Origin of the sequence: Citrobacter sp. Cpo221, assembly GCF_030332345.1 — a bacterium.
GTDB lineage: Bacteria > Pseudomonadota > Gammaproteobacteria > Enterobacterales > Enterobacteriaceae > Citrobacter > Citrobacter portucalensis.
On sequence record NZ_JAOWIA010000056.1, the window covers coordinates 103,539 to 125,374 of the forward strand.

The following is a 21,836-nucleotide window of genomic DNA, read 5'->3' on the forward strand; positions in this document are numbered from 1 at the left end:
TTAAATCTAAGAAGGTATATTATGAGCTATCGTATGTTTGATTACCTGGTGCCAAATGTGAACTTCTTTGGCCCCAATGCTATTTCCGTTGTCGGCGAACGCTGCAAACTGTTAGGCGGTAAAAAAGCGCTGCTGGTTACTGATAAAGGTCTGCGGGCCATTAAAGACGGTGCTGTAGATAAAACCCTCGCCCATCTACGTGAAGCGGGCATTGACGTGGTGGTTTTTGACGGCGTTGAACCCAACCCAAAAGACACCAACGTGCGTGACGGCCTGGAAGTTTTTCGCAAAGAGCATTGCGATATCATCGTTACCGTTGGCGGCGGTAGCCCGCATGACTGCGGTAAAGGCATCGGTATCGCGGCGACTCACGAAGGTGATCTCTACAGCTATGCCGGGATTGAAACCCTGACCAACCCGCTGCCGCCTATCGTTGCGGTGAATACCACTGCCGGTACCGCCAGCGAAGTCACCCGCCACTGCGTGCTGACCAATACCAAAACTAAAGTGAAGTTTGTGATTGTCAGCTGGCGCAACCTGCCATCGGTCTCCATTAACGATCCGCTGCTGATGCTCGGCAAACCCGCCCCACTGACCGCCGCGACCGGGATGGACGCCCTGACCCACGCCGTAGAAGCCTATATTTCCAAAGATGCTAACCCGGTCACTGACGCCGCCGCTATTCAGGCTATTCGCCTGATCGCACGCAACTTGCGTCAGGCCGTAGCGCTGGGCAGCAACCTGAAAGCTCGCGAGAACATGGCCTACGCTTCTCTGCTGGCGGGTATGGCTTTCAACAACGCCAACCTCGGCTACGTTCACGCAATGGCGCATCAGCTTGGCGGTCTGTACGACATGCCACACGGCGTGGCGAATGCCGTACTGCTCCCGCACGTGGCGCGCTATAACCTGATCGCTAACCCGGAGAAATTTGCCGATATCGCAGAATTTATGGGCGAAAACACTGACGGACTTTCCACCATGGATGCAGCCGAACTGGCCATTCACGCCATTGCCCGTCTCTCCGCTGACATCGGCATTCCGCAGCATTTGCGCGATCTGGGCGTCAAAGAAGCCGATTTCCCGTACATGGCGGAAATGGCGCTGAAGGACGGCAACGCCTTCTCTAACCCGCGCAAAGGGAACGAGAAAGAAATTGCCGAGATCTTCCGTCAGGCATTCTGATAACGCAGGGGGCGCAATGTCACTTTCATCACCGGGCGTACATCTGTTTTATCACTCACGCTGGCAGGATACTCGCGTGCTTGATGAGCTGTGCTGGGGACTGGAAGAGCAAGGCGTCCCTTGCCGGGCAATCTGTTGCGACGAGCATGACTGCGCGCTGGCATTGAGCAAACTTGCGGCCAAAAGCTCAACGCTACGTGTCGGTCTGGGTCTTAACGCCACGGGTGATATTGCGTTAACCCACGCCCAGTTGCCCGAAGATCGGGCGCTGATCCGTGGGCATATCCGCGCCGGAGCAGCCCAGCTCCGCGTCCTCGGTGCTAATGCCGGTCAACTGGTTAAAGTACTTCCCTTCAGCGAGATAAATTAAATGTACCGCATCTATACCCGAACCGGCGATAAAGGCACGACCGCGCTGTTTGGCGGTAGCCGTATCGACAAAGACGACATCCGCGTTGAGGCCTATGGCACGGTGGATGAACTGATTTCCCAGCTTGGCGTCTGCTATGCCAGCACGCACCAGGCTGAACTACGCCAGGATCTGCACGACATGCAGAAGATGCTGTTTGTACTGGGTGCGGAACTCGCCAGCGATGAGAAAGGACTCGCTCGCTTACAACAGCTTATTGGCGATGAGGATATTCAGGCGCTGGAGCAGCTTATTGACCGTAATATGGCGCAAAGCGGCCCGCTCAAAGAGTTTGTTATTCCGGGGAAAAATCTGCCATCGGCACAGCTACACGTCGCGCGAACCCTGGCGCGCCGACTGGAGCGGGTCCTTATCGCGATGAGCAGAATGCTGACGTTACGCGATGAACCCAGACGCTATATCAACCGACTGTCAGACGCGCTGTTCTCGATGGCGAGAATTGAAGAAACTAGTCCAGATGCTTGCGCTTAAACTGGCTGGCATCAATGTCGTACTGCTTCATCTTGCGCCACAGGGTGGTGCGACCAATATTCAGCAGTTGCGACATCTCCTGCACGCGCCCGCTGGTGACGCGGGCAGCATGGATAATCGCCTCTTTTTCGATAGCGGTAAAGGTCAGGCTGGCTGGCAGCAGTGAAGACGCCGTCTCCAGACCCGGACGTTCGGCAAACAGATAATCCGGTAGATTGCTCAGCCGAATATGGCCGTTATCACTGCTGATGGCGATGTTTTCGATAATGCTGTTCAGCTCAAAGTCATTGCCCGGCCACGAATAGGCCACCAGTTGCGCCAGCGCGTCGTCGTCGATCTTCAGACTGGATGAAAAGCGTTTTTTCAGGCTATTCAGCCGCGTATAAATCAGCGAGGGAATACTGTTACGCCGCGCCCGCAGCGGTGGGATCACTATCTCAAAAGAGTGCAGCGCATAATACAGCTGACGGCTAAAGCGGTTTTGCTCCACCAGATTGGCGAGATCAACCGTGGTGGTGGCGATCACTTTGACATCCACCGGAATCAGCCGACGGGCATCCAGGCGGGTTAATACCCCCTGCTTGATCACCTGTAACAACGCGGATTGCAGCTCCGGTGCCAGATATTCAATTTTTTCCAGAAACAGCGTGCCGCCGTTCGCCAGTTCAAGACGGCTCAACCGACCATTTTCATCGTCGGTGGGCGCGCTGCCCATAAAATCCTGCCCCAGCACACTGTTGGCATACAGCTGGCAGTTCACGGCGATATACGGCCCGCTGGCGCGCTCGCTTTCGTTGTGAATAGCCTGACTCAGCAGCTCTTTACCAACGCCCTCTTCCCCGCACAGTAGGATCGGAAAACTCCCCCTCGCGGCCTGGCGACCAAAGTGGATCAAGCGGCGGGTTTCTGGATCGTCAGTCGACATCTGCTCAAAGGTGTGGCTCACCTTGCCGAGCTGGCTGGTCATCAGCTGGCGCATTTGCTCCACCGGATGCAGCAGCAGGATAAAGCTGTTGCCCTGCTCCTCAACAATCGGTTTCAGGGTGATGACGGCATCAACAAACTGATGTTGGCTTTCAAAGGTAACTTCGACGTGATTCAGGCCGCGGGCATGTTTGATCGCCCGGCGCAGCAGCATGGGGAGATTGAGCAGATCGTGAATGTTTTTCCCCTGACTGGCCTGCGCATCGAGATGCAAAAGCAGCGCCGCACGCGCATTGAGGAACTGCAATACGCCCTGTTCGTTCCAGGCCATCACACCATCATCCATACTCTCCAGCAGCCCGTACATCTGGTTCAGATGGCGGTTGGATTCAGCCAGCAGGCTGTCGGTCAGCAAAGAGTTGCCGACTTCTCTGGCAATCGCCAGCGTCAGGGATAAATCAGAAACGCACTCATGCTCCACCAGACAGCACAGCGAGATGGAGCCAAACAGTCGACCATGGTTATCGAAGACCGGCGTCGAGCAGAACGACCACGGATGTAGCGCCTGTTTAAAGTGCTGATCGCCAGAAGTTTTTGTCGGCTGCCCCGGCATCGTCGCCAGAGAAAGCGCACAGCTGCCAATAATGCTTTCTGCACAGTAGCTGCCGTCACGAAACCCAAGCTCCGCCAGCTGTTCCACCGTCTGCGGATCGCCGCAACGGCTGAGAATACAGGCTGACTCATCCAGAATCAGCAGCGCGCACGGGCGGCCGTCCATAAACTCCCAGGCATCTTCCAGCGCGGCCTGAGCAATCGTCAGCAACGCCGTCTTGCGACGACAAATCGACTCAAAGGTCAGCCCCTGCGCCTGATGCGGCGCCTGCCAGGTTTCCCGCTGCATAAACTTGCTGCAACGATGCCATGACTGGGCAATGACTGAAGAGACTTCCTTCCCGATGCTATGCGTGTGCGCCGTCATATCCCTTTCCGCTGTTTAACCATAGACAACCCCTCCGGCAGAGACTGTCAGAGGGGGAGAAGATGCCGGATAAAAACCTACCGACGACTGATTAACGCGCCAGCCACTGCTGTCCCAGCAGGTCTGCCGTCAGAATAGCGGCATGTACGCTTTCAGGCGTTACCGGGAACGGCATATTGTGGATGGTTTCACCTTCTGCACAGGTCGCTTTTGCCACCGCCATGATCTTGCCGTCAACGTCTTCTTTCACGCCCATTTCCGCTAACGTTACCGGCAGGCCTACTTTCTGACAGAAATTCAGCACGGTTTCGATCTCTTCCATCGGGCTGTTTTGCAGCACCAGTTGCGCCAGCGTACCAAAGGCGACTTTTTCACCGTGGTACAAATGGTGGCACTCTTCCAGAATCGTAAAGCCGTTGTGGATCGCATGCGCCCCTGCCAGACCGCTGCTTTCAAAACCGATGCCGCTGAGGTAAGTGTTAGCTTCGACAATACGCTCCAGCGCATCGGTCACCACGCCGGCCTGCGCGGCAAAGCGTGCCTTCTCGCCTTCCGCCAGCAGGGTATCATAGCACAAGCGCGCCAGGCTCAGCGCCGCCACGGTGGACTGTCCGCCCGCCATGCTGGTCGCTCTGGCGTCATAACAGGCTTTCGCTTCAAACCAGGTCGAGAGCGCATCGCCCATCCCGGCCACCAGCAGACGTACCGGCGCTTTGGCAATGATTGCAGTATCCATCACCACCATATCCGGGTTTTTCGGGTAGATCAGATACTCTTCAAACTCACCGGCTTCGGTATAGATAACGGACAGCGCACTGGTTGGCGCGTCGGTAGACGCGATAGTCGGGATCACCACCACCGGCAACTTCTGGTAGTAACCAATCGCTTTGGCGGTATCCAGCGTTTTCCCGCCGCCAATCCCAACCACGCCGCGGCAACCGTGCTGTTTCAGAATGGCAATCAGGCGATTAATTTCAACATGGCTACATTCACCGTTAAAGCGTTCCGCATGGCAGCTAATGTCGTGGCTGTGCAGGCCGTTGAGTACTTTCTCTCCCGCCAGTTTCATCACGAAGTCATCCGCAATCACGAAAAAGCTGTCCGCCAGATTTTTAGCGTATTGACCAAACAAGGTGGAAGCGTCAGGACCCTGGAGATATTTGGCTGGAGATTGAATAACTTTTAGCATTCCTTTCATCCTCAAATAAGTACATGTTTTTACATGGTGAGCCCTGGCGTTAACCTGTTTGGCCTGATGCTGACGGCGAAAACGGGAGATACCGGAGCGATGCAATAACTGTATGGCGAGGCGTGCACAAAAAAATCTTTCGTCTTTTTGTTCTGATATGAAACAGATAAAAACGACACATGTTCCATATTGGAACGCTTAACCATAAAAAATATAAGGTTTGCGATCCCGATCCGTTCATTTGCCATCAAATCTCCGGCACAGACGAATCTCACTTTCTCTTATACACACTCACTTGCCAAAATACCGGTAAAAAAAAGCTGACAGTACCGTGTGACGTGTATTCATCGCGAGAGGAAAAAGTCGAGCGAGCTCGCATTGTGGTCGTTCCCCGTTCTTTTAGGTTTCATTTCGGAACAAAAAACAATAACAACGTTCCGTAATGAAACTCATTTTAACGTTGTTTTTTTCCACGCTGACTTCGCCAGAATCTCTCTATCGCCTCCGCACCATGACCATGCTTCCGGGGGTTTGTCTTACACTCAACCTCAAGGAGCCGTTATGTCTCAATTCTTTTTTAATCAACGTACCCATCTCGTGAGCGACGTCATCGACGGTACGATTATCGCCAGCCCGTGGAATAACCTGGCGCGTCTGGAAAGCGATCCGGCCATTCGCATCGTGGTCCGTCGTGACCTCAACAAAAATAACGTGGCGGTCATTTCCGGCGGCGGTTCAGGGCACGAACCCGCGCACGTTGGGTTTATCGGTAAAGGCATGCTAACCGCTGCGGTCTGTGGCGACGTGTTCGCCTCCCCGAGCGTGGATGCGGTACTGACCGCCATTCAGGCGGTAACCGGTGAGGCGGGCTGTTTGTTGATCGTGAAGAATTACACCGGTGACCGTCTTAATTTCGGTCTTGCCGCCGAGAAAGCCCGTCGCCTTGGTTACAACGTCGAAATGCTGATTGTCGGCGATGACATCTCCCTGCCGGATAACAAACACCCGCGCGGCATTGCGGGAACCATCCTGGTGCATAAAATCGCGGGCTATTTTGCCGAACGCGGCTACAACCTCGCCACCGTCCTGCGTGAAGCGCAATACGCGGCCAATAACACCTTCAGTCTGGGCGTTGCGCTTTCCAGCTGTCATCTGCCGCAAGAAACCGACGCCGCCCCGCGTCATCATCTGGGCCACGCGGAGCTGGGTATGGGCATTCACGGCGAACCAGGCGCCTCGGTTATCGACACCCAGAACAGTGCGCAGGTGGTGAGCCTGATGGTGGATAAACTGCTGGCTGCCCTGCCTGAAACCGGCCGTCTGGCGGTGATGATTAACAATCTTGGCGGCGTTTCTGTTGCCGAAATGGCCATCATTACCCGCGAGCTGGCCAGCAGCCCGCTGCATCCGCGTATCGACTGGCTGATTGGCCCGGCCTCGTTGGTTACCGCGCTGGATATGAAAGGCTTTTCACTGACGGCCATCGTGTTGGAAGAGAGCATCGAAAAAGCGCTGCTCACCGAGGTGGAAACCAGTAACTGGCCGACGCCGGTCCCACCGCGTGAAATCAGCTGTGTACCGTCATCTCAGCGTAGCGCACGCGTGGAATTCCAGCCTTCGGCGAACGCCCTGGTGGCCGGGATTGTGGAGCTTGTCACCACAACCCTTTCCGATCTGGAGACCCATCTTAATGCGCTGGATGCCAAAGTCGGCGATGGCGATACCGGTTCAACCTTTGCCGCAGGCGCGCGGGAAATTGCCAGCCAGCTGCATCGTCAGCAGTTGCCGCTGGATAACCTTGCCACGCTGTTCGCGCTGATTGGCGAACGTCTGACCGTGGTGATGGGCGGTTCCAGCGGTGTGCTGATGTCTATTTTCTTTACTGCCGCAGGGCAGAAACTGGAACAGGGAGCTAACGTTGCCGAAGCCCTGAATACGGGACTGGCGCAGATGAAGTTTTACGGCGGCGCAGACGAAGGCGATCGCACCATGATTGATGCGCTGCAACCGGCCCTGACTTCGCTGCTCGCACAACCGAAAAATTTGCAGGCCGCATTCGACGCCGCACAAGCGGGAGCCGAACGAACCTGTTTGTCGAGTAAAGCCAATGCGGGTCGCGCATCGTATCTCAGCAGCGAAAGCCTGCTCGGAAATATGGACCCCGGCGCGCACGCCGTCGCGATGGTGTTTAAAGCGCTGGCAGAAAGTGAATTGGGCTAAGCCATAAGTGCCTGATAAGGCACTTGCGCCGCCATCCGGCGAAGATATGCCTGATGCGCTGCGCTTATCAGGCCTACGAGTACAAACCTTTGTAGGCCGGATAAGGCAACGCCGCCATCCGGCGAAGATATACCTGATGCGCTGCGCTTATCTGGCCTACGGGTGCAAACCTTTGTAGGCCAGATAAGGTGCTTGCGCCGCCATCCGGCAAAGATATGCCTGATGCGCTGCGCTTATCAGGCCTACGAGTGCAAACCTGTGCAGGCCGGATAAGGCAACGCCGCCATCCGGCCAAGATATGCCTGATGCGCTTCGCTTATCAGGCCTACGAGTGCAAACCTTTGTAGGCCGGATAAGGTAACGCCGCCATCCGGCAGAACGTTAACGATAAACGCGGATCCCGCCCTCTACGCCGCGGCTAAACAGCACCTGCCAAAGCTCAATATCTCTGGCGCGGAAAGCCCCTGCGCAGGCACATAAATAATAATTAAACATTCTTCTGAAGGTGGCGGAATAACGTGATGACAGCTCCGGCCAGGCCTGATTAAAGCGCTCATGCCAGGCCATCAGCGTTTTATCATAATCGCTGCCGAAGTTATGCCAGTCCTCCATCACAAACCGTGATTCGCTGGCCTCGGCAATATGGGAAATTGCCGGTAAGCAGCCGTTCGGGAAAATGTATTTATTGATCCACGGATCGACGCTCATCCCTTTTTTATTGCTACCAATGGTATGCAGCAGGAACAGTCCGTCCGGTTTTAAACAACGGTCGGCGATGCTGAAATAGGTGTCGTAGTTTTTCGGCCCGACGTGTTCAAACATCCCTACGGACACAATGCGATCGTAGTGTTTATCAAGATCGCGATAATCCTGCAGCAGAATGTTAACGTCCAGCCCTTCACAGCGCTGCTGCGCCATTTTCTGCTGCTCTTTGGAAATGGTAACGCCTTCTACCGCCACGCCATAATGACGCGCCGCATATTCCGCCAGCCCGCCCCAGCCACAACCGATATCGAGTAAACGCATACCCGGTTTAAGCTGCAGCTTCTCGCAGATCATTTTTAATTTGGCATCTTGCGCATCGTCTAATGTGGTCGCGTCTTTCCAGTAACCGCAGGAATATTGCATATGCGGATCAAGCATCAGTGCAAAGAGATCGTTACCAATATCATAATGTTCTTTACCGACGATCCATGCACGGCTACGTGACTGCAAATTAAACAGGCGCGCGCTGGCAATGCGTAAAATATCTTTCAGATTACCAGGCATCTGCTGGTCGAGTTTTGCTCTCAGGATTTTACAGAACAGAATATCGAGCCGTTCGCAGTCCCACCAGCCTTCCATATAGCTTTCGCCAAGCCCTAACGAGCCTTGTTGCAATACCCGTTTAAAGAAACCGGTATGATGAAGTTGAATGTCCCAGGCGCGCGAGCCATTAATTCTGATATCCGCTTGCGAAAGCAGCTCTTTTCCCATTCGGGTCCAGTTATCATTTGTTTCATTGACGATGACAGCATCTGAACAAAGCGAGTTCATGGTATTTACCAAAAGTGGGCTAAAAATTATTACGCAAGATTATTATGGAAAAAAGAGTGTATGTATTATGATCCGCGGACAAGATCTATCGAGTAGCGGACACACCATCGGGAGCATTGACGATTCATTTATGGAAACTCTCGCGCAAAAACAGTGGAACTCCTTCCCGGATAACTCCATGACCGAACTGCCGCAGGACGTATTCTTTCGCTCATATGTCCTGGAAGCCAACCACCATGTACCGCAGCATTCACACTCTTTTATGCAGTTTCATTTCGCCCGCAAAGGCAGCATGCGCATTGATGTTGCCGGTAAGTGCTGGATAATCCCGGCGCATTATGGCATTTGGATCCCAAATAATACGGAGCATGCGGTTTGGGCATTAGATGATGTGTATTTAGAAAATCTGGATATTAAACCGGGCTTTCTTGAAGAGAGCATCAATGAATGCAAAGTAGTGGCTATCAGTGATTTCGCCAGAGAGTTTATTCATTACGCCACGAATTCAATTTCAGGCCATTATGATAGTCAGTCAAAAGAGGGCAAGCTGGTTAGTGTGCTGGTCGATATTATTCTGCAACTCCCGGAAGTCGCTTTTGTATTACCCTGGCCGCAGGATCGCGAATTAACCAAAGTCTGCCGAACAATACAAGAATCCCCCGCACTGGAGCATTCTGTTGAATACTGGGCGCAGCATCTGGGTATGTCTGCCCGTACCTTTTCACGCCATTTCAAAAAAGAAACCGGATTGCCTTTCAGCGTCTGGAAGCAAAAAATGCGAATACTTGAATCGGTATTAATGCTGAAGAAAAATAAAAGCGTAACCGCCGTGGCACTCGACGTTGGGTATTCAAGCACCGCGGCATTTAGCTACGCATTCCGCCAGGCGTTTGGCGTTCCGCCCTCTAATTACTGATTAACGGCGTTGATGCCAGTAAGCCGCTGCGCGAACCCGTTGCTGATCGAACGCCTCGGTTTCAAAACGAGCACTCAGGTTTTTGACCACCTTGCCTTCGCCGGTGATCCAGATGAAATAATCGTCTGCGGGCACGCTTAGCCGCGATAAGTGTTCATTCACCGCCTGCTCGTCATGGCCGATAAACCACTGAAGAGTAAATCCGTCGAGATGGGCAAAATAGTCCTGGTACGCCGCATCCTGCACGCTAACCAGCGCCGTAACGTGCGGACGTACCGCCAAACGGCAGAGCGACTCCAGGCGTCGGCGCAACGCGGGCATTCCCGACTCATCACACACGTAAACCTGATACGCATAGTCCTCTGGTACCACCAAAGAACCGCGCGGCCCGCCGATCGTAAGCTTGTCACCCTCACGGGCATTCATCGCCCATGTACTTGCCACGCCGCCGTCATGAATATAGAAATCCAGTGCCAGCTCATGGCGCGTTTCGTCATACAACGGCGTGTAGTCACGGGATAACGGACGTACGCCGTCAGCCCAGACAATGCCTTCATCGGTGACAACCGGCGGTACAAAATGGCTGCCCGGTTCAGGGAAAAAGACCTTGGTATGGTCGTCAAAGCCGCGTGAGCTAAAACCGTCCAGAGCGTCACCGCCCAGTACAATACGCTGAAAGCCCGCGCTAATACGCTCTACCCGCAGGACAGTAAGTTCTCGAAAACGCAGTTCATTGCGAACGCGCTGTGGGTAGCGTGAGGTGTTTTTTGTCATTTTTTCGCCTTGTGAAGATAATACGATATATCTAAATTGATTTTTTAAATGATAATGATTGCTAATCAAAAATATTGCAAGCATTTTTTGATATAGTTAAATTATGATTACCTGACTATCACATCCATTTAAAAACACTTAATAATCATCACGTTATACAGTGTATGATTTGTAGACTTGCAAACTGATAATTTTTAGATATAAATTAGATATATCTAAACAACATCAGGAGACGATGATGCAAAACCATCATGAAGGTTGCTGTAAGCACACAGAGCACCAACACGAAGGCTGCTGCAAGGGTGAAGGACATCACCATGAAGGCCGCCACAACGAGCACCATGCAGGTTGCTGCAAAGGTGAAGAACATCGCCATGAAGGCTGTAACAAAGAACACCACCACGAGCAGGGTTGCGGGCATCGCCACGGTCGTGGCGGCGGCGGTGGTCGTCGTCAGCGGTTCTTCGGCCACGGCGAATTACGCCTGGTGATTCTGGATATCTTGACCCGCGACGCCAGCCACGGCTATGAGCTGATTAAAGCGATTGAAACCCTGACCCAGGGTAATTACACCCCAAGCCCGGGCGTTATCTATCCAACACTGGATTTCTTGCAGGATCAGGCACTGATCACCGTCAGCGACGAGGAAGGTGGGCGTAAACAGATTGCGATCACGACCCAGGGCCAGCAGTGGCTGGATGAAAACCGTGAACATCTGGAACATATCCACGAACGGATTAAAGCCCGCTGCGTGGGTTTTGAATTACGCAAAAATCCACAGATGAAACGCGCGCTGGAAAACTTCAAAGCCGTGCTGGATCTACGCGTCAATCATGGTGATACCAGCGATGCGCAGATCAAAAAAATCATCGGTATTATCGATCGCGCTGCGCTGGATATTACTCAGCTGGATTAATCTGCACAGCAGGCGGAACCCGTATGCCCAACGTTCCGCCTGTATTTTTAGTATTAATGCAGCACCGTAACCGCATCTTCCAGACGACCAGCGCGATGTTTCACCATCGCGGAAATCTGCGCACTCTCTTCAACCAGTTCGGCGTTTTTCCGCGTAATGTTGCTCAGCTCATTCACCGCGCGGGTCAGGCTGGAAAGACCATCTGACTGTTCTAGCGTGGAGTGGCTGATTTGGGCGATCAGTTGAGTGACGTTTTGCACCTGCGCCACAATATCGTCCATCGTGCGCCCTGCGGCGTGAACCTGGTCGGATCCGGACTGCACCTTGTCAGCACTGGCATCAATCAGCTTGCGGATATCATTGGCCGCACTGGCGCTGCGGCTGGCAAGATGACGCACTTCTCCCGCCACCACAGCAAACCCTTTCCCCTGTTCACCCGCTCGCGCGGCTTCAACAGCGGCGTTCAAAGCCAGAATGTTGGTCTGGAAGGCAATATCATTAATCAGCGTGGTAATAGTGCCGATCCGCTGGGTGCTGTTGGCGATATCGTCCATGGTTTTGATGACGGTATCCATCGCTTCGCCGCCGTGCGTTGCCGCGCTGCTGGCGGCAATAGAGAGCTTATCGGCTGCGGCAGCGGTCTCTGAGTTTTGTTTCACCGATGCCGCCATCTGATTCATGGTGGTCACCGTTTCCTGCACGTTCTCGACGGTCTGCTGCGTATGCTTGTTTAAATCGTCGCTGCCTTTCGCCAGAGTTTCGCTGTCACTGCGCACGCAACTCACCTGGCTGGAGACGTCGTGTATGAGCCAGCGACACATTAATCCCAGTTGGCCTACTGCTCGCAGCATCAGGCCCAGTTCATCACTACGGTTAAGATGCGACACGCTGTTCCGCTCACCGGTCGCCACTTTCAGCGCCTGACGGGTGACATTCTCAATAGGACGCACAATCTGCCATTCGAAAATAGCCGTTCCCAACATCATCACCAGCGCACTCATCAGCAGTAAAGGCCATTCAGCGCCCATTTGCTGCAACGCGGCCGACAGTACAATAAACATGAAGGCCATTACACTGCGCACCCGCCAGCGAATCGGCATCGCCGGCAGTTTACCCAACCAGCCTTTGCGTACCACCAGTCCTTTATGGATACGCCGGTTGCAACGTCCTTCGTTCAGCGCTTTATATAAAGGCTCTACCGCCGCAATTTCCTCGTCAGTTGCCCGGGTACGAATCGACATATACCCAGTCACGCGTCCTTCCCGCACCATCGGCACCGCATTGGCCCTCACCCAGTAGTGATCGCCATTCTTACGCCGGTTTTTCACAATTCCGCTCCATGGCTCGCCCTGCTTCAGGGTGTACCACATATCCGCAAACGCCGCTTTTGGCATATCCGGATGACGAACCTGATTGTGCGGCTTATCGAGCAATTCATTCAGCTGATAGCCACTGACCTGGACAAAAGTATCGTTCGCATGGGTGATATAGCTTTGCAAATCGGTGGTAGACATGAGGGTGATATCATCATCCAGCGGTGTATTTTGCTGACTAACGTAGGGATGAGAAGACATGATTGCGTCCTGTGCAGGTTATCTGGTTGTTAACTCTTTTGGCTTATGTTATTTCGGCGATAATTTTTTTATCTTTAGTTGTTAAATTTGATTTAGATCGCAATTTGCGATTAAACCTCAAAATCTGTACGCATTCTAATCCATTGATTTAAAATACTTTCATCTAGTAACTATTCAACGTCACTTCTACCAGCGCACCGTCACAGTGCAAATCTTGCCCATTTTTAGCGCAAATTTACGTTTATTCGATCTGTTTTCAGGCTCCTTACTTGGGCAAAATGCCAGCAAATGTTAAATCACGGCATTAAATGTTGCGCAAATGAGATGTTTCCTGGTGTTTATCCCGATTTTTGCTAAGCGCGCCGGAATGGCGCAATCCCTGCAATACTTAAATCAGTATCATGTGATACGCGAGCTCCGGGAGCATATTTTGAACAGGTTACCTTCCAGCGCATCGGCCCTGGCCTGCAGCGCACACGCACTGAATCTCATCGAAAAGCGCACGCTTGATCATGAGGAAATGAAATCATTGAACAAAGAGGTGATTGAGTACTTCAAGGAGCATGTCAATCCGGGGTTCTTAGAGTATCGAAAATCTGTAACTGCAGGCGGGGATTACGGAGCCGTAGAGTGGCAAGCGGGAAGCCTGAATACGCTTGTCGACACCCAGGGGCAGGAGTTCGTCGATTGCCTGGGTGGTTTTGGAATTTTCAACGTGGGGCACCGTAATCCAGTCGTGGTTTCCGCCGTACAGAATCAACTCGCGAAACAACCTCTGCACAGCCAGGAGTTACTTGACCCTCTTCGGGCTATGCTGGCAAAAACTCTCGCCGCACTGGCGCCCGGTAAACTGAAATACAGTTTTTTCTGTAACAGCGGGACCGAGTCGGTTGAAGCCGCCCTGAAGCTGGCGAAAGCGTATCAATCGCCGCGCGGTAAATTTACGTTTATTGCCACCAGCGGCGCATTCCACGGTAAATCACTGGGCGCGCTGTCTGCCACGGCTAAATCTACCTTCCGTAAACCCTTTATGCCGCTGCTGCCGGGCTTCCGTCATGTGCCGTTTGGCGATATTAACGCGATGCGCACCATGCTCAGCGAGTGTAAAAAGACCGGTGACGATGTCGCAGCTGTGATCCTCGAACCCATCCAGGGTGAAGGTGGGGTGATCCTGCCGCCGCAAGGTTATTTGACTGCCGTTCGTAAACTTTGCGATGAGTTTGGCGCGCTGATGATCCTTGACGAAGTGCAAACCGGCATGGGGCGTACCGGCAAAATGTTCGCCTGCGAACACGAAAACGTGCAGCCCGACATTATGTGTCTGGCCAAAGCGTTGGGCGGCGGTGTGATGCCCATTGGCGCGACCATTGCCACCGAAGAGGTGTTCTCCGTCCTGTTCGACAATCCTTTCCTGCATACCACCACCTTTGGCGGCAACCCGCTCGCTTGTGCAGCTGCGCTGGCCACCATTAACGTCCTGCTGGAGCAAAATTTACCGGCTCAGGCGGAGCAGAAAGGCGATATGTTGCTGGATGGTTTCCGCCAGCTTGCGCGGGAATACCCAGACCTGGTGCATGATGTACGCGGTAAGGGCATGCTGATGGCGATTGAGTTTGTCGATAATGAAATCGGCTACAACTTTGCCAGTGAGATGTTCCGCCAGCGGGTGCTGGTTGCCGGCACGCTTAACAATGCAAAGACGATCCGCATCGAACCGCCGTTGACGTTAACGATCGAGCAATGCGATCTGGTATTGCGATCGACGCGCAAAGCCCTGGCAGCATTACGGGTGAGCGTGGAGCAAATGTAACAACCTTACCCGGCCTATAAAAGACAATCTTTTGTAGGCCGGATAAGGCGTAGCCGCCATCCGGCAATTAGCCTGACTTAAACAATCCGCACACCAGCAGGCATAAGGCGTTCTGGCGTCAACAGTACGCTTTCACTGCCATCGTCGGTTTCCGCGCACAGCAGCATGCACTCTGATGTCTCACCGCGCATTTTGGCCTTTTGCAGATTACACAGCACCACCACCGTTTTGCCCATCAGCTCCTCTTCTCTGTAGTAAGGCACCAGGCTGGTTACGGTTTGCAGCGTACGCTCTCCCACATCTACCTGTACGATATACAGCTTATCGGCATTGTCATGGCGCTTTACCTGTGCGATTTTTCCAACACGTATTTCCATTCGGGCAAAATCAGCAAATGCGACGGTATCCATTATTTTCTCCCTTGGTAAAATTTTACTAAATATTAGCAAAATATTTTCCGAGCATTGTTCTCAAAAGCGGGAAAATGACGTACTCATCACACTCTGAAAGCCCAGTTTTACCCCGAGCATGTCAATTAATCATGCTTTTTTTACTGAAAACAGATGAATAGATAAGCACTTCATTTACAATGCGCAGGTAACTCAGGGAAAAGGCAAACATGGCAACACTTAAAGACATCGCAATCGAAGCTGGCGTGTCCCTGGCGACAGTGTCCCGGGTTTTAAACGATGACCCCACGCTGAATGTAAAAGAAGAGACTAAGCATCGCATTCTGGAGATCGCGGAAAAGCTGGAGTACAAAACCAGCAGCGCCCGAAAGAACCAGACCAGCGCGCTCGGCCCCCAGCATATTCTGGCGCTCTACAGCTATCAGCAAGATTTGGAAATCAACGATCCTTACTACCTCGCGATCCGCCATGGGATTGAAACCCAGTGTGAGAAACTCGGGATCGAACTGACCAACTGCTATGAGCACAGTGGTCTGCCGGAGAGCAAACACATTACCGGCATTCTTATTGTCGGCAAGCCTTCTCCCGCTCTGCGCGAGGCGGCAACAGCACTTACCGACAATATCTGCTTTATCGATTTCCATGAATCCGGCAGCGAATATGACGCCGTCGATATCGATCTGGCCCGCATCAGCAAAGAGAGCATCGACTTCTTCATTGCCCAGGGCGTCACCCGCATTGGCTTCATCGGTGGCGAAGACCAGCCAGGCAAGGCCGATATCCGCGAAGCCGCGTTTGTCGAATACGGTCGTCTGCAGCAGGTCGTTTCTGAACAGGACATCTATCGCGGCGGTTTCTCCAGTTCATCAGGCTATGAACTGGCTAAAGAAATGCTGGCGAAACCCGACTATCCCAGCGCCCTGTTTGTGGCTTCAGACTCGATTGCCATTGGCGTTCTGCGCGCCATCCACGAGCGCGGTCTGAATATTCCGCAGGATATTTCGCTGATTAGCGTTAATGATATCCCAACGGCGCGTTTCACCTTTCCTCCGCTTTCCACCGTTCGCATCCATTCGGAAATGATGGGCAGTCAGGGCGTCAACCTGCTGTTCGAAAAAGCCCGTGACGGGCGTGCGCTCCCCCTGCTGGTTTTTGTTCCCAGCAAGCTGAAACTGCGCGGCACCACCCGCTGAAATCCCCCGTTAACCCGCCCGGTTTCTTCTGATGCCGGGCGCGCATTGTCATGCATTCTTTTCCGCGTCCGAATTATTTTCGTGATCCAGTTAAAGTAAATCACTTCACTTGCTATATTTTAGTAAAAGTTTTACTAAAATCACCATCAATTACACTTACCCACCATTACAATGAATGGTTCCGATTTTTCTCCACCGGGAGGCCTTATGAATCGCTGGGAAAACATTCAGCTCACCCACGAAAATCGACTGGCGCCACGCGCATATTTTTTCTCTTACGACTCCGTTGCGCAGGCTCGCTCGTTTGCCCGCGAAACCAGCAGCCTCTTTCAGCTGCTAAGCGGTCAGTGGAATTTTCAGTTCTTTGAGCATCCGCTGCAGGTGCCGGAAGCCTTTACGTCGCAGTTTATAAGTGACTGGGGCAGCATCACCGTCCCCGGCATGTGGCAGATGGAAGGACACGGCAAGCTGCAGTATACCGACGAAGGTTTTCCTTTCCCGATTGATGTCCCCTACGTTCCGACCAATAACCCCACCGGGGCCTATCAGCGTATTTTCACCCTCAGCGAAGGCTGGCAGGGCAAACAGACACTGATTAAGTTTGATGGCGTAGAAACCTACTTCGAAGTTTACGTGAATGGTCAATACGTTGGCTTCAGCAAAGGCAGCCGCCTGACGGCCGAATTTGATATCAGCGCGGTGGTGAAGACCGGTGATAACCTGCTGTGCGTTCGCGTAATGCAATGGGCTGATTCCACCTACGTTGAAGACCAGGATATGTGGTGGTCGGCGGGAATTTTCCGCGACGTCTATCTGGTCGGCAAACAGGCGACCCACATTCAGGATTTTACCGTTCGCACCGAGTTCGATGATGACTATCGCGACGCCACCCTCTCCTGCGACATTGCGCTGGAAAACCTGGCCTCCACGCCAGCGATAGCATCGCTCGAATACACCTTGTTTGATGGTGAGCAGGCGCTGCATAGCGGCGTGATTAACACTCTGAAGGTGGATAAACAAACGCAGACCGCTTTTCATTTCAAGGTTAGCGCACCGCAGCAGTGGTCGGCGGAATCGCCGTATCTCTACCATCTGGTGATGACGCTGAAAGATGCCAGCGGCAACATCCTTGAGGTCGTGCCACAGCGCGTTGGATTCCGCGATATTAAAGTTCGCGACGGTCTGTTTTACATCAATAACCGCTACGTGATGCTGCATGGTGTTAACCGCCACGATAACGATCATCTTAAGGGCCGTGCTGTCGGTATGGATCGCGTTGAAAAAGATCTGCTGTTAATGAAGCAGCACAACATCAACTCCGTACGCACCGCCCATTACCCGAACGATCCGCGCTTCTATGAATTGTGCGATATCTACGGCCTGTTCGTGATGGCCGAAACAGACGTTGAATCTCACGGCTTCGCCAATATCGGCGATATCAGTCGGATCACCGACGATCCACTGTGGGAAAATGTCTACGTTGAGCGCATCGTGCGCCACGTCCATGCGCAGAAAAACCACCCTTCGATCATCATCTGGTCGCTCGGTAACGAATCCGGATACGGCTGTAACATCCGCGCCATGTATCACGCTGCGAAAGCGCTGGATGACACGCGTCTGATCCATTACGAAGAAGATCGTGACGCCGAAGTGGTGGATATCATCTCCACCATGTACACCCGCGTGCCGCTGATGAATGAGTTTGGTGAATATCCGCATCCTAAGCCGCGCATCATCTGCGAGTATGCGCACGCCATGGGCAACGGTCCCGGCGGGCTAACGGAATATCAGAACGTCTTCTATCAGCATGATTGCATCCAGGGGCACTATGTATGGGAGTGGTGCGATCACGGGATTCAGGCTAAAGATGACGACGGCAACGTCTGGTACAAATATGGCGGCGACTACGGCGACTATCCGAACAACTACAACTTCTGCCTTGATGGCCTGATTTATTCCGATCAAACCCCAGGACCGGGACTGAAAGAGTACAAGCAGGTAATTGCGCCGGTGAAAGTGCGCGCACAGGATCTGGCCCGCGGCGAGCTACGGGTAGAAAACAAACTCTGGTTCACCACGCTTGACGACTACACCTTGCATATTGAGGTTCGCGCCGAAGGAGATACGCTCTCTGTTCAGCAGATAAAACTGCGCGACGTTCCTCCCAACAGCGACGCGCTGCTGCAATGCGCACTGCCGGAGCTGGATGCGCGCGAAGCGTTCCTTAACGTCACCGTGACGAAAGATTCCCGAACGTCATACAGCGAAGCCGGGCATCACATCGCGACTTATCAGTTCCCGCTGAAGGCCAGAACGGCGGCTGCCGTACCGTTTAGTCTGCAAAACTCCACCCCTCTGACGCTGGAAGACAGCCGCCAGAGCTGCACCGTTCGCGGTTATAACTTCCATCTGACCTTCTCAAAGCTGACAGGTAAACCGATCGCCTGGAACGTCAATGGCGAAGAGCTGATTACCCGCGAGCCGAAGATTAATTTCTTCAAACCGACCATTGATAACCACAAACAAGAGTTCGAAGGCCTCTGGCAGCCGAATCATTTACAGATTATGCAGGAGCATCTGCGCGAGTTTACCCTTGAGCAAACCGATGATGCGCTGCTGATAACCAGCCAGACCATTATCGCCCCGCCGGTATTCGATTTCGGTATGCGCTGCACTTATCGCTGGCGCATTGCCGCGGACGGTCAGCTGAATGTGGAACTTTCTGGCCAGCCTTACGGCGAGTACCGGGACATTATTCCGTGCATCGGTTTCACGATGGGCATCAACGGTGATTTGGGCCAGGTGGCGTATTACGGACGTGGTCCCGGTGAAAACTATGCCGATAGCCAGCAGGCCAACATCATCGACATTTGGCGCAGCAGCGTGGATGAGATGTTCGAAAACTATCCGTTCCCGCAAAACAACGGCAATCGTCAGGACGTGCGTTGGGCAATGCTAACCAACCGCCACGGCAACGGTCTGCTGGTGGTTGGGCAGCGCCCTGTCAACCTGAGCGCCTGGCGCTTTACGCAGGAAAATATCTTTGCCGCACAGCACTGCAACGCGCTGCAACGTAGCGATGACATCACCCTGAATCTGGACCACCAGTTGCTGGGCTTAGGTTCCAACTCGTGGGGAAGTGAAGTACTCGATTCCTGGCGCGTCTGGTTTACGTCATTCAGCTACGGCTTCACGTTGTTGCCGGTTTCCGGCAGCGAATCTGGCGCTCAAACCACCGCCAACCGCGCCTTTGGCACCGGGTTCTTTTCCACGAATATGCACAGCGAGAATACAAAATGAGGATCATCGACAACTTAGAGCAGTTCCAGCAACGCTATGCTTCAGGTCGGAAATGGCAACGCTGCGTCGAGGCTATTGAAAATATTGACAATATTCAGCCAGGCGTCGCCCACTCTATCGGTGATTCCCTGAGCTACCGCGTGGAGACAGACTCCGCGACCGATGCGTTGTTTACCGGTCATCGTCGTTATTTTGAGATCCATTACTACCTGCAAGGGCAGCAAAAAATAGAGTATGCCGCCAAAGAGGATCTCCAGGTGGTTGAATATTATCGCGATGAAACCGATCGCGAATATCTGAAAGGTTGTGGAAAAACCGTCGAAGTGCACGAAGGACAAATGGTTATTTGTGACAACCATGAAGCCTATCGTTTTATTTGTAATAACGCAGTGAAAAAAGTCGTACTCAAAGTCACCATCGAAGATGGTTATTTTCATAATAAATAAAAACACAGGCGGCGCCGACGTTGCGCCGCCAGTACCCTATAATAATCAGGAATCGGAGATGTGCTATGTCTGATACCAAACGTAATACCATCGGCAAGTTCGGCTTACTTTCACTCACCTTTGCCGCGGTTTATAGTTTTAATAACGTAATCAACAATAATATTGAGCTTGGTCTGGCATCCGCACCGATGTTTTTCCTCGCGACGATTTTCTACTTTATTCCGTTTTGCTTAATCATCGCTGAATTTGTTTCGCTGAATAAAAACTCCGAAGCCGGTGTCTACGCATGGGTAAAAAGTTCGCTGGGTGGGCGTTGGGCATTTATTACTGCCTACACCTACTGGTTCGTTAACCTGTTCTTTTTTACCTCGCTTTTGCCCCGCGTTATTGCCTACGCCTCATATGCATTTTTAGGCTACGAATACATTCTGACGCCGTTCGCAACCACCGTGTTAAGTATGGTGTTGTTTGCCTTCTCCACCTGGGTTTCGACCAATGGTGCAAAAATGTTAGGGCCGATTACCTCGGTCACCTCCACGTTGATGCTGCTGCTGACGCTGTCCTATATTTTACTGGCAGGTACAGCGCTGGTTGGCGGCGTACAGCCTGCTGACCCTATCACCGTAGACGCAATGATCCCGAATTTTAACTGGGCCTTCCTCGGTATCACCACCTGGATTTTTATGGCGGCAGGCGGCGCGGAGTCGGTGGCGGTGTACGTCAACGACGTCAAGGGCGGCTCCAAATCGTTCGTGAAGGTCATTATCATTGCCGGAATTTTTATCGGCGTGCTCTATTCCATCTCCTCGGTGTTGATTAACGTATTCGTCAGCAGCAAAGAGCTGAAGTTTACCGGTGGTTCGGTGCAGGTATTCCACGGCCTGGCGGCATATTTCGGCCTGCCGGAGCTGGTCGTTAACCGCTTTGTCGGCCTGGTCTCCTTTACCGCGATGTTCGGCTCCCTGCTGATGTGGACCGCAACGCCGGTGAAGATCTTCTTCTCTGAAATTCCGGCGGGTATTTTCGGTAAAAAAACCGTCGAATTGAATGAAAACGGCGTCCCGGCCCGTGCAGCATGGATCCAGTTCCTGATCGTTATCCCGCTGATGATTATCCCGACGCTCGGCTCCAATACCGTGCAGGATTTAATGAACACCATCATCAACATGACCGCCGCCGCCTCGATGCTGCCGCCGCTGTTTATTATGCTGGCTTACCTGAATCTGCGTGCAAAACTGGACCACTTACCGCGCGACTTCCGTATGGGTTCGCAAAAAACCGGCATTGTTGTGGTGTCGATGCTGATCGTTCTTTTCACCATCGGATTTATTGCCTCTACCTTCCCAACCGGCGGCAATATCATGACCATTATTTTCTATAACGTCGGTGGGATTGTTATTTTCCTCGGTTTTGCCTGGTGGAAATACAGTAAATATATCAAAGGGCTAACCAAAGAAGAAAAAGCTATTGAGGCGGCCCCTGCTTCAGATATCAATTAATGACTAAAACATAATAACAATAAACAATATTCGCCAAGGCTATAACAATAAAAATTAAATTTTA

General features: G+C 52.6%; 17 protein-coding genes. 11 read left to right on the forward strand and 6 right to left on the reverse strand.

Features of this window, described 5'->3' with window-relative positions; translation table 11 throughout:
* Positions 1 to 21: 21 nt before the first annotated feature.
* The 3 genes from dhaT to OGY72_RS14715 are packed head-to-tail and all read left to right on the forward strand — an operon-like array spanning position 22 to position 2,086.
* The gene (dhaT, locus tag OGY72_RS14705) at positions 22 to 1,185 is read left to right on the forward strand and encodes a 1,3-propanediol dehydrogenase (protein WP_003024734.1); all 1,164 of its coding nucleotides are present in this window, start codon (positions 22 to 24) and stop codon (positions 1,183 to 1,185) included.
* 16 nt (positions 1,186 to 1,201) lie between these two features.
* Positions 1,202 to 1,555, forward strand: coding sequence for a glycerol dehydratase reactivase beta/small subunit family protein (locus OGY72_RS14710; protein WP_003828507.1), 354 nt, complete (start codon positions 1,202 to 1,204; stop codon positions 1,553 to 1,555).
* Positions 1,556 to 2,086, forward strand: a complete 531-nt coding sequence (locus OGY72_RS14715) for a cob(I)yrinic acid a,c-diamide adenosyltransferase (RefSeq protein ID WP_286548099.1) — start codon at positions 1,556 to 1,558, stop codon at positions 2,084 to 2,086.
* Here the strand turns inward: OGY72_RS14715 and dhaR are convergent.
* Together dhaR and OGY72_RS14725 are read right to left on the reverse strand one after the other, a co-directional pair.
* A complete protein-coding gene (gene dhaR / locus OGY72_RS14720; RefSeq protein WP_003828512.1) occupies positions 2,064 to 3,989 on the reverse strand; it encodes a dihydroxyacetone kinase operon transcriptional regulator DhaR in 1,926 nt (641 codons plus the stop codon). The two genes, OGY72_RS14715 and dhaR, sit on opposite strands and share 23 nt — an antisense overlap.
* A gap of 91 nt (positions 3,990 to 4,080) precedes the next feature.
* Positions 4,081 to 5,178 (reverse strand): glycerol dehydrogenase, encoded by a 1,098-nt coding sequence (locus OGY72_RS14725; RefSeq protein ID WP_003024745.1) that lies wholly within the window; start codon positions 5,176 to 5,178, stop codon positions 4,081 to 4,083.
* Positions 5,179 to 5,739: 561 nt separating this feature from the next.
* On the opposite strand from OGY72_RS14725, the gene OGY72_RS14730 reads away from it, so the two are divergent.
* Positions 5,740 to 7,398, forward strand: a complete 1,659-nt coding sequence (locus OGY72_RS14730; RefSeq protein ID WP_286548102.1) for a glycerone kinase — start codon at positions 5,740 to 5,742, stop codon at positions 7,396 to 7,398.
* A gap of 381 nt (positions 7,399 to 7,779) precedes the next feature.
* On the opposite strand, the gene cfa is transcribed toward OGY72_RS14730, so the two are convergent.
* The gene (cfa, locus tag OGY72_RS14735; RefSeq protein ID WP_126317365.1) at positions 7,780 to 8,934 is read right to left on the reverse strand and encodes a cyclopropane fatty acyl phospholipid synthase; all 1,155 of its coding nucleotides are present in this window, start codon (positions 8,932 to 8,934) and stop codon (positions 7,780 to 7,782) included.
* A gap of 67 nt (positions 8,935 to 9,001) precedes the next feature.
* On the opposite strand from cfa, the gene OGY72_RS14740 reads away from it, so the two are divergent.
* Positions 9,002 to 9,850, forward strand: coding sequence for a helix-turn-helix domain-containing protein (locus OGY72_RS14740; protein WP_003828520.1), 849 nt, complete (start codon positions 9,002 to 9,004; stop codon positions 9,848 to 9,850).
* Here the strand turns inward: OGY72_RS14740 and OGY72_RS14745 are convergent, their stop codons facing one another.
* Positions 9,851 to 10,624: a siderophore-interacting protein gene (locus OGY72_RS14745; protein ID WP_149281702.1), complete on the reverse strand. Its 774-nt coding sequence runs from the start codon at positions 10,622 to 10,624 to the stop codon at positions 9,851 to 9,853. It lies immediately after the preceding gene.
* Positions 10,625 to 10,859: 235 nt separating this feature from the next.
* Between OGY72_RS14745 and OGY72_RS14750 the strand changes: the two genes are divergently transcribed.
* Positions 10,860 to 11,540, forward strand: coding sequence for a PadR family transcriptional regulator (locus OGY72_RS14750; RefSeq protein WP_165612482.1), 681 nt, complete (start codon positions 10,860 to 10,862; stop codon positions 11,538 to 11,540).
* Between the two features lie 53 nt (positions 11,541 to 11,593).
* On the opposite strand, the gene OGY72_RS14755 is transcribed toward OGY72_RS14750, so the two are convergent.
* The gene (locus OGY72_RS14755; protein ID WP_286548106.1) at positions 11,594 to 13,114 is read right to left on the reverse strand and encodes a methyl-accepting chemotaxis protein; all 1,521 of its coding nucleotides are present in this window, start codon (positions 13,112 to 13,114) and stop codon (positions 11,594 to 11,596) included.
* Positions 13,115 to 13,544: 430 nt separating this feature from the next.
* On the opposite strand from OGY72_RS14755, the gene ygjG reads away from it, so the two are divergent.
* Complete coding sequence (gene ygjG, locus OGY72_RS14760; RefSeq protein WP_057067552.1) at positions 13,545 to 14,924, forward strand: putrescine aminotransferase; 1,380 nt, start codon at positions 13,545 to 13,547, stop codon at positions 14,922 to 14,924.
* Positions 14,925 to 15,001: 77 nt separating this feature from the next.
* Here ygjG and OGY72_RS14765 read toward each other — a convergent pair whose 3' ends face one another.
* On the reverse strand, positions 15,002 to 15,334 hold the full coding sequence (locus OGY72_RS14765) for a tRNA-binding protein (RefSeq protein WP_003828529.1): 333 nt from the start codon (positions 15,332 to 15,334) through the stop codon (positions 15,002 to 15,004).
* Between the two features lie 209 nt (positions 15,335 to 15,543).
* Here OGY72_RS14765 and ebgR point away from each other — a divergent pair, with 209 nt between their 5' ends.
* The 4 genes from ebgR (at position 15,544) to OGY72_RS14785 (ending at position 21,772) form a co-directional block, all read left to right on the forward strand.
* Positions 15,544 to 16,527 carry a transcriptional regulator EbgR gene (ebgR, locus tag OGY72_RS14770; protein ID WP_032945068.1) on the forward strand — a complete coding sequence of 328 codons (984 nt, stop codon included), beginning with the start codon at positions 15,544 to 15,546 and terminating at the stop codon, positions 16,525 to 16,527.
* A 207-nt stretch (positions 16,528 to 16,734) separates the two neighbouring features.
* Complete coding sequence (gene ebgA / locus OGY72_RS14775; protein WP_286548109.1) at positions 16,735 to 19,827, forward strand: beta-galactosidase subunit alpha; 3,093 nt, start codon at positions 16,735 to 16,737, stop codon at positions 19,825 to 19,827.
* Positions 19,824 to 20,273: a beta-galactosidase subunit beta gene (locus tag OGY72_RS14780; protein WP_003828536.1), complete on the forward strand. Its 450-nt coding sequence runs from the start codon at positions 19,824 to 19,826 to the stop codon at positions 20,271 to 20,273. The genes ebgA and OGY72_RS14780 overlap by 4 nt, the downstream gene beginning before the upstream one ends.
* A 65-nt stretch (positions 20,274 to 20,338) precedes the next feature.
* On the forward strand, positions 20,339 to 21,772 hold the full coding sequence (locus tag OGY72_RS14785; protein ID WP_003828538.1) for an amino acid permease: 1,434 nt from the start codon (positions 20,339 to 20,341) through the stop codon (positions 21,770 to 21,772).
* Positions 21,773 to 21,836: the final 64 nt, after the last annotated feature.